Annotated in this window: 11 protein-coding genes, 1 tRNA gene and 2 pseudogenes; all 14 read right to left on the bottom strand. The window is 70.0% G+C overall.

The annotated features are described in order from the left end of the window. A pseudogene (locus HNR76_RS07035) lies at positions 1 to 263 on the bottom strand (ShlB/FhaC/HecB family hemolysin secretion/activation protein); the annotation flags it as partial. Between the two features lie 297 nt (positions 264 to 560). Beyond that, complete coding sequence (locus HNR76_RS07030) at positions 561 to 2,195, bottom strand: calcineurin-like phosphoesterase C-terminal domain-containing protein (RefSeq protein ID WP_162312056.1); 1,635 nt, start codon at positions 2,193 to 2,195, stop codon at positions 561 to 563. 292 nt (positions 2,196 to 2,487) lie between these two features. After that, positions 2,488 to 3,543: an alpha/beta hydrolase gene (locus tag HNR76_RS07025; RefSeq protein WP_162312057.1), complete on the bottom strand. Its 1,056-nt coding sequence runs from the start codon at positions 3,541 to 3,543 to the stop codon at positions 2,488 to 2,490. A 58-nt stretch (positions 3,544 to 3,601) separates the two neighbouring features. After that, positions 3,602 to 4,681 carry an alpha/beta hydrolase gene (locus HNR76_RS07020; RefSeq protein ID WP_162312058.1) on the bottom strand — a complete coding sequence of 360 codons (1,080 nt, stop codon included), beginning with the start codon at positions 4,679 to 4,681 and terminating at the stop codon, positions 3,602 to 3,604. Between the two features lie 2 nt (positions 4,682 to 4,683). After that, positions 4,684 to 5,460, bottom strand: a complete 777-nt coding sequence (locus HNR76_RS07015) for a carboxymuconolactone decarboxylase family protein (RefSeq protein WP_162312059.1) — start codon at positions 5,458 to 5,460, stop codon at positions 4,684 to 4,686. Continuing rightward, complete coding sequence (locus HNR76_RS07010; RefSeq protein ID WP_162312060.1) at positions 5,438 to 5,905, bottom strand: (R)-mandelonitrile lyase; 468 nt, start codon at positions 5,903 to 5,905, stop codon at positions 5,438 to 5,440. Before HNR76_RS07010 ends, HNR76_RS07015 begins: the two co-directional genes overlap by 23 nt. 179 nt (positions 5,906 to 6,084) lie before the next feature. Then, entirely contained in the window at positions 6,085 to 7,020 is a 936-nt protein-coding gene (locus tag HNR76_RS07005) for a LysR family transcriptional regulator (protein ID WP_162312061.1), read from the bottom strand. Positions 7,021 to 7,680: 660 nt separating this feature from the next. Beyond that, positions 7,681 to 7,756, bottom strand: a tRNA-Gly gene (locus HNR76_RS07000). 36 nt (positions 7,757 to 7,792) lie between these two features. Further along, positions 7,793 to 8,452 (bottom strand): CDP-diacylglycerol--glycerol-3-phosphate 3-phosphatidyltransferase, encoded by a 660-nt coding sequence (gene pgsA / locus HNR76_RS06995; protein WP_162312062.1) that lies wholly within the window; start codon positions 8,450 to 8,452, stop codon positions 7,793 to 7,795. Continuing rightward, a complete protein-coding gene (gene uvrC / locus HNR76_RS06990) occupies positions 8,449 to 10,326 on the bottom strand; it encodes an excinuclease ABC subunit UvrC (protein WP_162312063.1) in 1,878 nt (625 codons plus the stop codon). The genes pgsA and uvrC overlap by 4 nt, the downstream gene beginning before the upstream one ends. Continuing rightward, positions 10,323 to 11,738 carry a redoxin domain-containing protein gene (locus HNR76_RS06985; protein WP_162312064.1) on the bottom strand — a complete coding sequence of 472 codons (1,416 nt, stop codon included), beginning with the start codon at positions 11,736 to 11,738 and terminating at the stop codon, positions 10,323 to 10,325. The genes uvrC and HNR76_RS06985 overlap by 4 nt, the downstream gene beginning before the upstream one ends. After that, positions 11,735 to 12,246 (bottom strand): annotated as a pseudogene (locus HNR76_RS06980) (low molecular weight protein-tyrosine-phosphatase). The gene HNR76_RS06985 and the pseudogene HNR76_RS06980 overlap by 4 nt, the downstream one beginning before the upstream one ends. Next, positions 12,243 to 13,022: a 3-deoxy-manno-octulosonate cytidylyltransferase gene (gene kdsB / locus HNR76_RS06975; RefSeq protein WP_162312066.1), complete on the bottom strand. Its 780-nt coding sequence runs from the start codon at positions 13,020 to 13,022 to the stop codon at positions 12,243 to 12,245. Before kdsB ends, HNR76_RS06980 begins: the two are co-directional and overlap by 4 nt. A 137-nt stretch (positions 13,023 to 13,159) precedes the next feature. Next, on the bottom strand, positions 13,160 to 14,278 hold the full coding sequence (gene lpxK / locus HNR76_RS06970; RefSeq protein ID WP_162312067.1) for a tetraacyldisaccharide 4'-kinase: 1,119 nt from the start codon (positions 14,276 to 14,278) through the stop codon (positions 13,160 to 13,162). Positions 14,279 to 14,282 lie beyond the last annotated feature (4 nt).

Raw genomic sequence — 14,282 nt, 5'->3', positions numbered from 1 at the left:
GCCGGGTCGGCGGCCTTCAGGGCCCAGCCGAACCGCTCGGACGCCTCCCCCTCCAGGACAATGCGCTGGATCGGAAAACACGGCGACTCCCGCGAAGGCAGGCGCTCGAACGCCTCAACCCCGCGCTTCAGACGCACGTCCGCACCCCGCTCCTCGCGCTGGCGCAAGGCGCGCTCGCGCTCCTGCTGGCGCAACGCCTCCCGATCGGCCAGACCGTGATCCTGCGCACCGGCCGGCAACGCCGCACCGCAGGAAAACACCATCCAAAACAAAACCAGGCGACGCCCACGCGCCGCTCCACGTCCCTGTCGCATCTGTCCTTGCCCCTGAAAACAAACATCCCCTCCGCGCGGCACCGTCCGGAAATCCCCCGACCTCCGCGCGCGGCGCGCCATCCCCCCGGGACAGCGCGCGGTGCATGATGCCATGCACAAGGACGCTTGCAAGCATCCCCTCCGCGGATCAGGTGCGGATCAGGTGCTGTCAAGTTGCCAATGAAACGGCCTCGGGGCAGAAGCGGCCGTCGCTTCGCAGCGGCGCCATGCAGCGCGCGGGACATTTCACGGCACGGGCCCTGCCGGTACATACCCCGCGCCTCGATCGGCGGGCATCTCCTGCAGCACGTACGAGGTGGAGGCCATCGCCTCGCCCTGCCAGCGGTCGAAGGCCCGCACCTCGATGCGGTGTTCGCCCGGGTCCAGGCCGGTCGCCAATGCGCCACGCCACAGGTGCGTGGATGCGGTGGCCTCCGGCGAGCGGTCGTAGCCGCGCAAAGCGGGGGCCAGGTCGTCGGCCGCGTTCTCGGCCAGCAACCTGGGGTCGGCACGCTCCACGCGCCGCATCGGCGTCCACTCGCCGCCGTCGATGCGATATTCCACGCGGGTCGCGGCATCGCCCATGAACACGTTCGCGTACACGCCCCAGGCCGGATACGCGCCACGGCGCAGAACCCTGGGCGCGTGCAGCGCCATCGCCGTGGTGAAGGAAGAGTCGCCATCCGCCACGCGGGCCGGATGGTAGGCCAGTGCGTAGCCGCCATCCCCGCGCACCGACAGCGTGGCGTGGCCGTTGGGCGTCCCGTCGCTCATGGTCGCGTCGGGGATGCCGGCCGCATCGGGAGCGCCGGACCAGAACGCGCCGCACGCCGCGCCCACGTTGTATTCGTGCAGCGGCGCCCGCCCTTCCCAGCCGTCCTGCACGCCGTGCCAGTAATGCTGCTGGGTGTGGCTGTGCCCGCTCAGGACCAGCACCCGCGGCCGGTCGCGCAGCAGCGCGAACAGGCGCGCGCGATCGTCGGCACGGAAGCCGCGCCGCCCGCCGTCGAACAGGGGAACGTGCATGCCCAGCACCAGCAGGCGATCGCGCGGCACTTGCGCCAGGTAGCGTTCGAGGAAGAGGAACTGGTCCTCGCGCAGGCCACCGGCGTAGTCGCCGTCCGCCTTCACCACCACGTCGTCCAGGAACACGAAGGTGGCCGCGCCCTCTTCCACCGCATAGGTGTCCGGGCCGTAGACCGCTTCCCAGTGCGCCAGCGACATGCCGTCGTCGCGCGCGCCCGGGTCCACGTCGTGGTTCCCCGGGACGTGGAACCACGGCACCCCGAGCTGCAGGGTGACCGCGTTCAATGCCGGGTACAGCGCCACCGCATCGTCGACCAGGTCGCCCAGGGTGATGCCGAACGACGCGGCATGGCGGCCCTGGAGCGGCTCGACGATGTCGCGGCGGTAGTAGTCGATGTCGCGCGCGCTCTTGACCTGGGTGTCGGCGAACAGGAGCACCTCGAACGCGTCCCGTGCGCCATCGCCTGGGCCGTCATCCGGCCCGCCCGCGGCCAGCAGCGCGAAATCGGCTTGCATCGGCCCGGGCGCGACGACGCGGGTCCAGAAGTCCGGCAGCCCGCCGGTGCCGGGCATGAAGCGGTACCCGGCCGGCTTGACCACGAACACCGCTTGCCCGGGCATGGCGGAAATCCGGTAGCAGTCTCGCGCGTCGGTGCGTGCGATGTCCCGGCCGTTGGAGACCGCCACCCCGGCCAGGCCGGGCTCGTCCGCGGTGCGTCCAGGGTGCCCGTCGCGCTCCAGGTAGACCTGTCCCGACACCGTCGCAGTGCCGTGCGCCTGGCCCGCGGCGCGCGCATCCGGCACGGCCGGTACCGTGGCCAGCCCGGCCAGCAGGACGAACGCAGAGATCGGCATCCACATCGGTCCATCGTATGCGTCGAACAAATAAAAAGCGCGCGGGCCTGCGCCTGCGGGCTCGAATCGGGAGCGGGAAACGGAACGGGCACAATGGTTACAAGCCATTGTTTACGATCGATGTCTCGATGTGATGGTCAACGAAGGAGGCGAGACCTTTCGGAGTCCGCGGGCTGGCATCCAAAAGAGCGGGATCGCTTGCGACGTCCCTGCCCCAGGGCTCGCCAGGGTTTCGCCCCCTGGCGCGAACGTCTCGGCCGCCGACAGCAAGCGGCGACGCACGTTTTCTCGCTCACAGGGTCCGCTTGTAGAACTCGCTGAGCCTGGCCATTGCGGCGTCCACGTACTTGGACACCCAGTAGGTCTCGATATGGGTGGCGCCATCGATCTTGAACAGTTCCTTGTCCTTCGTGCCGGAGGCCCTGGCGAAGGCATCCTCGCTCATGTACAGGCTGTCGGCCTTGCTGCCCGCGATCATCAGCAACGGCCTGTCGATCAGCTCGATCCGGTCGGTGGCATCCCAGCGCATCAAGTCCAGCAGGCTGCTGGTGGTGTACTTGAAGGTCGAGCCGGGGTGCGCATGCGTGCGCCAGTAGTATTCGTAGCCTTGGCGGTACATCTCGAACGGCAGTGCGGCAATCCGCTCGTCTGTCATCTCGGCATCGCCGGAATAGATCACCTTGCCGCCGGCGGCCTCCTGGGCGCGCGCGTCCGACGCTTGCCGCAACCGCTCCTGGATGGTGTTCAGTTGCGAATCGGCGAAGCCGTTGCGACGCACGCGGCCGGAGTTGAACATGCTCAGCGTGGCCACCGCCTTGAAGCGCTTGTCGCTCTGCGTCGCGGCCAGGGCGTAGCCACCGCCCCCGCAGATGCCGAGAACGCCCAGGCGGTCCTTGTCCACGCCCGCGTACTGGGCGATGAAGTCCGCCGCACGGCGGATGTCCTCGATGCGGTGGGCGGGCACGTCCACGTTACGCGGTTCGCCGCCGCTTCCGCCCTGGTACGCCGCATCCATCGCGATCGTGACGTAGCCCTGTTCGGCAAGTCGCTGGGCGTACAGGCCCGCGACCTGCTCCTTCACTCCGCCGTTGGGGTGCGCCACGACGATGGCAGGGTATTTCTGCCCCGGATCGTAGTTCGCGGGGGTATAGACGTTGGCGACGATGTCCAGATCGTTCAGCTTGTACTCGACCGGGCGGAGGTTGACCTTGCCCGGCTCGTTCTTCGTGATGGCGCCTTGATAGACCAAGGTGAACGGGTGATGCCTGTAGTCGCCCGCCTGGGCCACGCCGCCCGAGGCGCCGACGATGGCGGCCATGAGGGTCGCCTTCGCTACGGTGCGTTTCATGGTGAATACCCCTCGAAACTTGAAAATTCGCTCTGGCGGAGCTGCGGAGGCCGCTCCTTCAATCCAGCTTCTTGTCGGCCAAAAACTTCGACACAAGGTCGGCGACCTGGACGTTGTTGAGGTCCGACATCAGGAAGTGCGTGTTGCCCCGGATGCCGATCTCTGGCAAATGCACGAGTTGCGCATCGCCGCCATGCTTGTTGACGGCATCTATCCATAGCCGGGCCATGGCCAGACGCACCCGCCAATTGTCCTGCCCTCGCTCCGTGGTCGGCTCGGCCGGGAAGTTGTCGCCGTAATAGATGACGATCGGGATGCGGGTGAGTTTCTCGAAATCCGCCAGCGGCACCGCCTCCGGCGTCAGCGTCCCCGCCGCGCTCGGCATTTCATGGGGCAGTTCCCCCTCGGGGAAGATGAACCCGCTGCCGGGTTCGAGGGCGACGATTCCCTTGACGTTCTGGCTCTTGATTGCCGTCAGCCATCCCGGTCCGCCAGCCTGCGAGTGCGAGAACAGGATGCCGGGCCCGGTCTTGTCGAACAGCGCGGCCATTGCATCGGAGATCGCGTTGGAATCGTAAGGCCCGGTATTCGGAGTGACCGATCGGAAGAACTGGTCCAGCGTCTCGGGCCTTTGGTCGAACTGGACGTTGTCGAAGTAGTCCGGCCACTTGCCGATACGGAATTGATCGAAGAAAAGCTGATCGAGAGGCGTGGGCTCGATCGTCGCCGCCACGGTGCTGTTGCCCGCACGGCCGCGGCGCGGCTGATCGACGAGATACACCGGGAAGCCTCGGCGCAGGAAGACAGTCTGGAAGCCTTCGCGTCCGTCCGGCGTGGTTTCCCAACTGCGCGCCGACTGGTAGGCGCCATGCAACATGACGATGGGCAGCGGCCTGGGGTTCTGTGGAACTTGATAGAAGGCGTAAAGGTGATCGCCGTGGAACGTCTGCCCTGCGGGGGTCGGGTGGTTGTTGTCGTACGTGCCGGGCGCGCCCACCACCTTTCCGCCGACAGCGAAGCTGCCCTGTTCCTGGATCACCAGGGGACCGGCGGCACTATTCGAGCCACCGGGAAGGGTTGTGCAGGCGGCAATCGAGGTCAGCGCCATGATAGCCAGCAGGGCCTTGGCAACATTCATGCTCAGCCTCCCGGCACGGCGGCAAGCGCCTGTGTCAGCGCCTCGCTCGCACGTTCGGCCGCCTGCGCATCGCCGCGCTCGGACAGAACCTGCGTCAACTGGCGCAACTGTGCGGCCGTCAGGCCCACGCGCATGCTGGCGGCCATGTGCGAGCGCAACTGCGGCTCCACGCCAGGCATGGCGGCCAGCGCCCCGACCGTGGCCAGTTCACGGCTTTTCCAGTCGAGGTTGTCACGCTCGAAGATGTCGCCGAACAGATGGGCCTGCAGAAATCGGTTGATGATGGGGGCGAAGTCGGTCACTGCGTTCTTGACCGGTGCGCCGGAAATCTTCGTCTGGTTGGCAGTGCCGACTGCGAGCAGTTCATCGCCTGTAGGTACTGGCCGGCTGGGTTCGCGCCCCGGCGCATCCTGGATGCCCCGCTGCTTGCGTGCGTCCGCCACCTCCCGCAATTCACCCAGTGCGTTCAGGCTCCTGGGGAAGCCGGCGTAGGCGTAGAGCTGCACCAGGATTTCCTTGGCCTCGCCGATGGTCAGGCCCGCGTCCAGGCCCTGGTCCAGTGCGGTGTTGAGCCTGGGCATGTCACTGGCGGCCATGAAAGACGCGATCAGGGGAATGGCCTGCTGCTTGGCAGACAGGGTGTCCGAGGCGCGTTCGGCGTTCGTCGCCGGATGCGGCTCCTGGGCGCTTGGATTCTGTGCGGCGGCAAGGCCGGCCAGCGCAGCCAAGGCGAGTGCGAGCACGCCGGTGCCGAACTTAGCGGGCGTTGTATTGTTCATCGCTTACCAACTCCTTCCAGTCCGCGCTCTTGCCGTCTTGCACGTAGGCGATGGCCAGGTGGCGCATGCCGTTGGTGCGTGCCGCGCCGTGCCAGTGCTTGACGCCGGCCTCGATCCAGACCACGTCGCCTACCCTGATCTCGCGTCGGAGCCGGCCTTCTTCCTGCACCCAGCCGTTGCCGCTGGTGACGACGAGCAACTGGCCGACCGGGTGCGTATGCCAGGCGGTGCGCGCGCCGGGCGCGAAGTCGACCATGCCCACGCTACCGTGCTTGCCGCTGTCGCCCGCTGCCTTGATGTCCACCGCGACGTGGCCGTTGAAATTCTGCGCTGCGCCCAAGATGGTGGGGGTCATGCCCGCGGGGGCGATCTGGATGCCTTGGGCGTGTGCAACGGTTGCGCCCATCAGCAGGGATGCGCCGGCGGCGGCGAGGTTCTTTCTCATGGGATTGCTTCCTGGGGACGGTGCACGCGCCGCTTGCCACACGAGCATGCGAGCGGTCTGCGCCCGATCTGTCTCGGAAGGAGATCCTAGAGGGTGGGACTGTTTTGATTAAGCCTCAAATCCCGCATTCGGTTTTTAGTTGTATTCATCAATCCGACCAACCGCCGCCTGGAGGTGGCCTACGAAGCCGACCGGCGCTTCGGTTTGGCTGTCTTGCGCGGCGGCTCGCGATGCCGCAAGGCTTCGACGATGACGGCCAGCGCCCCCGACGATTGCCGGCGGCTCGGGTAGTACAGGTGGTAGCCGGCATAGGGCTGGCACCAATCGTCCAGCACGCGGGCCAGCCGCCCCTCCGCGATGTGCTCAGCCACCGCATCCTCGGGCAGGAATGCCAAGCCTTGCCCCGCCAGCGTGGCGCGCACGATGGGCGAGATGCTGTTGTAGATCCACTGCCCGGTCACGCGGACCTTGAGTTCGCGCTTGCCCTTGCGGAAATCCCAGACCATGAGTCCGCCATGGGTGGGGAGCCGCAGATTGATGCAGTTGTGCTCGGCCAGGTCGTGGGGCTTTTTCGGCTTCTTCCTGTGTGCGAAGTAGGCGGGCGAGCCCACCACCGCGATCCGCATGTCCGGACTGATTCGCACCGCAATCATGTCCTTGGCTATCTCGTCGCCCAGGCGCACGCCCGCGTCGTAGCGTTCGGAGACGATGTCCGTGCGGTTGTAGTCCACCGCCACCTCGACGGCGATATCGGGATAGTCCGGCAGGACCTTGGACAGCTTGGGCCATATCAGGTAAGTGGCGGGGAATTCCGATGCAGTGATGCGGACGAGCCCCGATGGCTTCTTGCGCAACTCGCTCACCGCCGCCAATTCGGCGTCGATGTCCTCGAAGCGCGGCGCCACACTGGCCAGGAGTCGCTCGCCTGCTTCCGTCACGGATACGCTGCGCGTGGTCCGCGTCAGCAAACGGACGTCCAGACGCGCTTCGAGCGCGCGAATGGCATGGCTGAGCGCGGACGGGGACACGCCCAGTTGCGCAGCCGCCCGCGTGAAGCTGCCTTGCTTCGCCACCTGGATGAACGCAAGCAGGTCGTTGTAGCTGTTGCGCGGCATTGATGAATCCGATTCACAAGCCCCGGAGAATCTAGCATCTAAGCAGATGCCCAGATGGGGCGACTGCAGTGGAATCGCCCGACAGCGGGTGATGCTCGCTGGCTGCCTCAGGGAGACGGGAAAAGGAATTCGCCGCCTCAAGCCACGCTACCTCTTCGGCCCGCTGCGGCCCACGGCACCGGGTTCCCCAGCCTTCCCCTCCGGGGTGACGCCGCCGCCGGTGACCCGGTGTCTTTAACCCCGTCGGCGCACGCCCCTTCCAGCAAGCCACCGATCCCATTCGTCGCCCCTTAGGAGTGCGCAAGATCAGGCGCGCGCCATGTGCCGCCGGCAGGGGCGGCCATCAGGCCGAGGCCGTCGGTGTCGGGGGATGGTGTGGGGTTCTTGGCGGCCTTGGCTTGCCGCACAGTGAGAGTCAGGGAGCGCCATCATCAAACCCTTACGTCCCGGGACTTGGGCTCGATGCTGCCGGTCATCCCCGATCCAGCCTCGGCCACAATCCGGAACCTGCTCCCACCGCATTCTTTGGCCTCAACCCCGGCCTCAAGAATGCCGACTGCCAATGGATTTCCGTGGCGTTTGCCGGAATGAAAAAAGGAGCCGAGGCTCCTTTTTTTCAACGGCTTACAGACACTGGCGGAAGTCTGCAGGATCATAAACTGGAGCGGGAAACGAGACTCGAACTCGCGACCTCAACCTTGGCAAGGTTGCGCTCTACCAACTGAGCTATTCCCGCTTGGAGACGCGCATTTTAGAGCTTCGGCACAGGCTGTCAACCGGTCCCGCGCACTTTTTTCCCGGTGCGCGCGGCGGCGATGGCTTCCTCGTCCGCACGCAGGGCCGGCCAGGCGGCATGCAGGTACTGGATGCCGGACCAGAGAGTCAGCAACGCAGCGATCGCCAGCAGCCAGTCGCCGAGGTGGAACACCGGCTCGCCCAGCCAGATGCCGGTGCCGGGCTGCAGCGGCAGGCCGCCGTCGGGACCATGCCGGGGATTGATCGAATACAGCAGGCACGAAAGCGCGATCATCTGCGCGGTGGTCTTGACCTTGCCGATCATCGCCACCTTGACCATGGCGCGCTGGCCCAGCTCGGCCATCCACTCGCGCAGCGCCGACACCGCGATCTCGCGCCCCACGATGACCGCCGCCCAGAACGCCATCCACGGCGTGGGATGGCCCTGGACGATCAGGAACAGGGCCACGGCCACCATCAGCTTGTCGGCCACCGGGTCGAGGAAGGCGCCGAAGGCCGAGTGTTGCCGGTAGCGGCGCGCCACCCAGCCGTCCAGCCAGTCGGTCAGCGCGGCCAGGATGAAGACGCCGGCGGCGGCGAAGTTCGTCCAGCGATAGGGCAGGTAGAACACCAGCACCAGCACCGGAATCATCACGATCCGCAGCAGGGTCAGCCAGGTGGGGATGGTCAACTTCATCGGTGTTGCGGATCGGTCGGCCCGGGGGGAACGAGTCCATGCAGGGTAGCGTAGATGCGCGCGGCGAGGGCGGCATTGATGCCTTCCACCCGCGCGATTTCCTCCTCGCCGGCCGCCTTGAGCCCCGCCAGGCCGCCGAAATGGCGCAGCAATGCGGCGCGGCGGCGCGGGCCGATGCCCGGGATGTCCTCCAGCCGGCTGGTGCTGCGCGCCTTCTGCCGGCGCCCGCGATGGCCGGTGATGGCGAAACGGTGCGCTTCGTCACGCACTTGCTGGATGAACTGCAACCCGAGCGAGGCCGCGCCCGGGTGCAGTTCGCGGCCGTCGGCCAGGACCAGGGTCTCGTCGCCCGCGCGGCGTGCCTGGCCCTTGGATACGCCCACCAGCAGCACGCCCTCCACGCCCAGATCGGCCAGCGCCTCGCGCGCCTGCGCGAGCTGGCCGGCGCCGCCGTCGATCAGCAGCACGTCCGGCAGCACCGCGTTGGCGCCCGGCGCATCGGCCCCGGCCTCCAGGGCGCGGCGGAAGCGCCGCTCCACCGCCTGGCGCATGGCTGCGTAGTCGTCGCCCGGCTCGACCCCGGCGATGTTGTAGCGACGGTACTGGTTGCGCACCGGGCCGGCCGGGTCGAACACCACGCACGAGGCCACCGTCGCCTCGCCCAGGGTATGGCTGATGTCGAAGCACTCGATCCGCGCCGGCGCCTCGGCCAGGCCCAGCAGCTCGCGCAGCGCCTCGCTGCGCGCCTGCTGCGCGCCGCGGCTGCTCAGTTCCGTGGCCAGGGCCAGTTGCGCGTTGCGCCGGGCCAGGTCCAGGTAGCCGGCGCGCTCGCCGCGCACGCTGGACTTGAGCGCCACCTTGCGGCCGGCGGCCTCGGCCAGGGCCAGCTCGATCAGCCCGGCGTCGGCGATGGCGCGGTCGAGCACGATCTCCGCCGGCGGCGGCTGCTCGGCGTAGTACTGGGAGACGAACGCGCCCAGCACCTCTTCCGCGCTTTCCTCACCGTTGGTGCGCGGGAAGAACGCGCGGGTGCCCAGGTTGCGGCCGTCGCGGAAGGCCAGCAGCAGCACGCAGGCGGCGCTGCCCTGCATCGCGCAGGCCAGCACGTCGAGGTTGGCCGCATGGCCGTCCACGTACTGGCGGGCCTGCAGCCCGCGCAGGGTGGCCAGCAGGTCGCGCAGGCGCGCGGCCTGTTCGAATTCCAGCCGGGCGCTGGCCGCCTCCATCGCCGCGGCCAGTTCCTCGGCCAGTTCGTCGCTGCGCCCTTCCAGGAACAGGGTGGCGCGGCGCACCGATTCGGCATATTCGGCCGCATCCACCAGGCCCACGCACGGCGCGCTGCAGCGGCCGATCTGGTACTGCAGGCAGGGCCGGCTGCGGTTGCGGAACACGCTGTCCTCGCAACTGCGCAGGCGGAACAGCTTGAACATCAGGTCCATGGTCTCGCGCACCGCGCCGGCGCTGGCATACGGGCCGAAGTAGCGCCCGGGCACCGCGCGCGGCCCGCGGTGGAAGGCCAGCCGCGGCCATTGCTCCTGGGTCAGCAGCACGTACGGGTAGCTCTTGTCGTCGCGCAGGGAGACGTTGTAGCGCGGCGCCAGCGACTTGATGAGCTGGTTTTCCAGCAACAGCGCCTCGGCCTCGGTGCGGGTGACCGTGACCTCCATCCGCGCGATCTGCGCCACCATCGCGTGGAGGCGCGGGGTCCTGGGCGCATTGTTGAAGTAGCTGGCCACGCGCCGCTTCAGCGCGCCGGCCTTGCCCACGTAGAGCAGGCTGCCGTCGGCCGCGTACATGCGGTACACGCCCGGCGCCGTGCTGAGCTGGGCGACGAAGGCCTTGCCGTCGAATTGCGGTACCGCCGCCACCGTCATTCGCCGATGGACACGTCGCCCAGTTCGCCGCTGGCGATGTCGTAGCGCAGGATGCCGTGGGCGTCGGTCTCGGCGATCCAGACCGCGCCGGCGGCCACCGACAGCCCGGTCGGGCCGTGCAGGCGCCGCGGCAGGTTCACCGTGGCCAGCTCGCCGCCGCCCAGGCGCAGGGTGCGCAGGCTGCCGTTGCCGCTGTCGGCGATCCACAGCAGCGGCGCGTCGGCGCTCAGGGCGATGCCCTGCGGATGCTGCAGGCGGGCGCTGGCGCGCGGGCCGTCGGCGTCGCCGTGCTCCCACACCCCCTGCCCGACCAGGGTCTGGACCAGGTCGGTGCGCAGTTGCAGCGAGCGCACCGCCGAGCCCAGCGCGTCGCATACGTACAACTGCTGCTGGACCGCGGCCAGGGCGACCGGCTGGGCGAAGGCGGCCATGCTGCGGGCGTTGCCGTCGCGCAGTTCCAGTTGGCCGGTGCCGGCGCGCAGGAGCAGTTCGCCGCGCCCCAGGTCGTAGCTCCAGATGCGGTTGTCGCCGGCGCCGGCGATGTATATCTGGTTGCCGGCCACGGCCAGCCCCAGCGGGCGGCTCAGCGGAGTCTTGGCGGCGGCCGCCACCGGCCCTTCGACCGGGTCGCCGGCGCGGCCGTTGCCGCACAGGGTGTCCACCGTGTGGGTGCGCAGGTTGATCCGGCGCAGTGCGTGGTTGCCGGTGTCGGCCACGTACAGGAATTCGCGCTCCAGGGCCAGGCCCTGCGGGCGCTGGAACGCGGCCTGCTCGTCGGGGCCGTCGATGAAATCGGCCGTGCCCAGGCCGAACTGGTGCAGGACGCGGCCGGCGTGGTTGCACTCCAGGATGCGGTGATGGCCGCTGTCGGCCACGTACAGGCGGTCGGGCGTGGCCACCACCGCGGACGGGAAGCGCAGCGGCAGGCGCGGCTCCGGATGCGTCTCCGCCGGGCGCATGTCCTCTTCGGCCGGATGCGGCAGGCCCTCGCACAGCGCGGCCAGCGAACGCTCCAGCTCGCCGCCCAGGCCCACGATGCGCTCGCGCTCGCGGCCCTCGGCATCCACCAGCAGCACGGTCGGCCAGGCCTCGATGCCGTAGCGCTGCCAGGCCGCCCAGTCGGCGTCCAGCAGCACCGGGAACGACAACCCCTGCCGGCGCAGCAGCTTGAGCGAACGCTGCGGCTGGCGCTCGCTGTCGAAGCGCGGCACCTGCACCACCAGCACCTGCACCCGCCCGGGGTTGCGCGCCTGCCACAGCGCCAGCTCGGCCAGGCGCTGCGCGCACCAGGCCGAGGCGGCGTTGACGAAGGCCAGCGCCACCGGCCTTCCGCGCAGTTCGTGCAGCGGCGCCGGCGGCGCGTTCAGCCAGTTCAGGCCGGTGGGCAGTTCCTGCAGGGTCGCGGTGCTCATGGGCCGATTATGCCGGAGCCCGGGACGGCTGCAGCAATCGCGCGACCGCCGCCTGCGCCGCCGCATCGACCAGCCGCCAGACGTGCTCGAAATCCTCGTGGCCGCCGTAGTACGGATCCGGGACCACCGTGCCCTCGCCGCCCGTGGCGCCGGCCCAGTCCAGCAGCAGCGCGGCGCGGCCGTCCAGGCCCTCGGGCGCGAGCCGGCGCACGTCGCGCAGGTTGGCGGCGTCGGCGCACAGCAGCCAGTCGAAGTCGTGGAAGTCGCCGGCGCGAAGCTGGCGCGCGCGCAGGCCGCCGATGTCCACCCCGTGGCTGCGGGCGCAGGCGATGGCGCGCCGGTCCGGCGGCGCGCCGGCGTGCCAGCCGCCGGTGCCGGCCGAGTCCACCTCCACCCGCCCGGCCAGCGGCGAGGCCTCGATCCGGGCGCGCAGCGCGCCCTCGGCCATCGGCGAGCGGCAGATGTTGCCCAGGCACACCACGAGGAGCCGGGTGACCGCGCGCGTCATGCCCGGCCCCCGGCCAGCCGCGCCTGCGCCCGGGCCAGGTCCTCGGGTGTGTCCACGCCGGGCGGGAACGGTTCGGGCGCCAGCGCCACGGCGATGCGGTGGCCGGCCTCGAGCGCGCGCAACTGCTCCAGCGATTCCACCCGCTCCAGCCGGCCCGGCGGCATCCGCGCGAAGGCCCGCAGGAAGCCGGCCCGGTAGGCGTAGATGCCGATGTGCCGCAGCCAGTGGCCGCCGCCCGGCAGCACGCCGCGGTCGTGGGCGAAGGCGTCGCGCGGCCACGGCAGCGGCGCGCGGCTGAAGTACAGCGCATCGCCGGAGGCGGCGCGCACCAGCTTGACCGTGTTCGGGTCGAACAGCGCCTGCGCATCGGCGATCGGCTCGGCCAGGGTCGCCATCGACGCGCCGCTGGCGGCCAGGGTACGCGCCACCTCGGCGATGCCGCTGGCCGGGGCGAAGGGTTCGTCGCCCTGCAGGTTGACCACCACGGTGGCGTCGTCCCAGCCGGCGATGGACGCGCACTCGGCCAGGCGGTCGGTGCCGGAGGCGTGGTCGGGCGAGGTCATCGCCACGCGCACGCCGGCAACGCCGGCCAGCGCATCGGCCACGCGCGCATGGTCGGTGGCCAGCCACACCTCGCGCGCGCCGGCGGCTAGCGCGCGACGGGCCACGTGCAGCACCAGCGGTTCGCCGCCCAGCGGGCGCAGGGGCTTGTCCGGCAAGCGGCTGGCCGCCAGGCGCGCGGGGATGGCGACGACGAAGTCCAACTGCGGGTCCATTTCATCCTCCTGCGGGACCGGCATTGTAGGCGGCCGCGACCGGTGCCGCCTGCGCACCGGCGCGCGGCAGGATGGCGATGGCCTGCGGCGGGATCGGACCGATGGAACGGATGGCCCGGGCGGCGGCCCGGTGTCGTTCAGTCCCGGCGGCCGAGGCGATCGAGCAGGGCGATCCAGAACGCGGCCGGGAGTTCGGCATCGACCGGCACCGAAAAGCAGCGCTCGTCGGCGAAGGCCGCGCATTTGACCGCGTCCTTTTCCGTCATCAGTACCGGCAGGTCGTTGCCGAAGTCCAGGTCCGCGGCGGTGTAGGCGCGATGGTCGGCGAAGGCGTGCGGCACCACGCCGATCCCCAGCGCGCGCAGTGCGTCGAAGAACCGCTGCGGGTTGCCGATGCCGGCCACCGCGTGGACCCGCTGCCCGGCGAAGGACGCCACCGGGCGCGGGCGGCCGCCGGCCAGCGGCACCGCGCTGTGCGACTTCAGGCGCATGGGCCATTCGCCGAAACCCACCGTGGGCGGTGGCTGCGCGGCCGTGCGGCCGGTCCTGGATGCTTGCCCGGCCATCGGGTCCGCATCGCCCTCGAAGGCAGCGGGCGCGGCATGCGCCGCCTCCGGTCCGGCGGCCTCGCCCGCGCCGCCGGCATGGCCGAGGTTGACCACCCGGAAATCGCAGCCGCGCCCGCGCACGGCCGGCTCGCGCAGCGGCCCGGCCGGCAGCATGCGGCCATTGCCGTAGCGGCGCGCGCCGTCGACCACCTCGATCTCGATGTCGCGGGCTAGGCGGTAGTGCTGCAGGCCGTCGTCGCAGACCACGATGTCGCAGCCGGCGGCGGCCAGCGCGCGCGCGGCGGCGACCCGGTCCCGGTCCACGCGCACCGGCACCGGCAGCCGGCTCGCGATCAGCACCGGCTCGTCGCCCCCCTCCTCCGTGGCGGTCTGCGCGGTGACCCAGCGCGGCGTCCCGGCATCGCGCCTGCCGTAGCCGCGGCTGGCCACGCCCGGGTGCCAGCCGGCCGCCAGCAGCTTCTCCACCAGTGCCAGGGTCAGCGGCGTCTTGCCCGCGCCGCCGGCGGCCAGGTTGCCCACCACCACCACCGGCACGTCCACCCGCTGCGTGCGCAGCCAGCCGGACCGGTACAGCCGCCGGCGCAGCGCGACCGCGCCGGCGTACAGCGGCGCCAGCGCACGCATCGGCCAGGGCACGGCCGCGTCGCCGAACCACCAGGCCGGCGTCCTCGGGGCACTCTTGCTCATCGCA

Source organism: Pseudoxanthomonas broegbernensis, assembly GCF_014202435.1.
Lineage (GTDB): Bacteria > Pseudomonadota > Gammaproteobacteria > Xanthomonadales > Xanthomonadaceae > Pseudoxanthomonas > Pseudoxanthomonas broegbernensis.
The sequence above is the reverse complement of the archived record's forward strand: the minus strand, read 5'-3'. Positions and strand labels throughout refer to the sequence as shown.

Bases quoted from the DNA above. Each gene is read 5' to 3' on its own strand.
- HNR76_RS07020 (WP_162312058.1), bottom strand. From the start codon at position 4,681: ATGAATGTTGCCAAGGCCCTGCTGGCTATCATGGCGCTGACCTCGATT.
- HNR76_RS07025 (WP_162312057.1), bottom strand. From the start codon at position 3,543: ATGAAACGCACCGTAGCGAAGGCGACCCTCATGGCCGCCATCGTCGGC.
- HNR76_RS07005 (WP_162312061.1), bottom strand. From the start codon at position 7,020: ATGCCGCGCAACAGCTACAACGACCTGCTTGCGTTCATCCAGGTGGCG.
- HNR76_RS07030 (WP_162312056.1), bottom strand. From the start codon at position 2,195: ATGCCGATCTCTGCGTTCGTCCTGCTGGCCGGGCTGGCCACGGTACCG.
- kdsB (WP_162312066.1), bottom strand. From the start codon at position 13,022: ATGGACCCGCAGTTGGACTTCGTCGTCGCCATCCCCGCGCGCCTGGCG.
- HNR76_RS07015 (WP_162312059.1), bottom strand. From the start codon at position 5,460: ATGAACAATACAACGCCCGCTAAGTTCGGCACCGGCGTGCTCGCACTC.
- HNR76_RS07010 (WP_162312060.1), bottom strand. From the start codon at position 5,905: ATGAGAAAGAACCTCGCCGCCGCCGGCGCATCCCTGCTGATGGGCGCA.
- lpxK (WP_162312067.1), bottom strand. From the start codon at position 14,278: ATGAGCAAGAGTGCCCCGAGGACGCCGGCCTGGTGGTTCGGCGACGCG.
- HNR76_RS06985 (WP_162312064.1), bottom strand. From the start codon at position 11,738: ATGAGCACCGCGACCCTGCAGGAACTGCCCACCGGCCTGAACTGGCTG.
- uvrC (WP_162312063.1), bottom strand. From the start codon at position 10,326: ATGACGGTGGCGGCGGTACCGCAATTCGACGGCAAGGCCTTCGTCGCC.
- pgsA (WP_162312062.1), bottom strand. From the start codon at position 8,452: ATGAAGTTGACCATCCCCACCTGGCTGACCCTGCTGCGGATCGTGATG.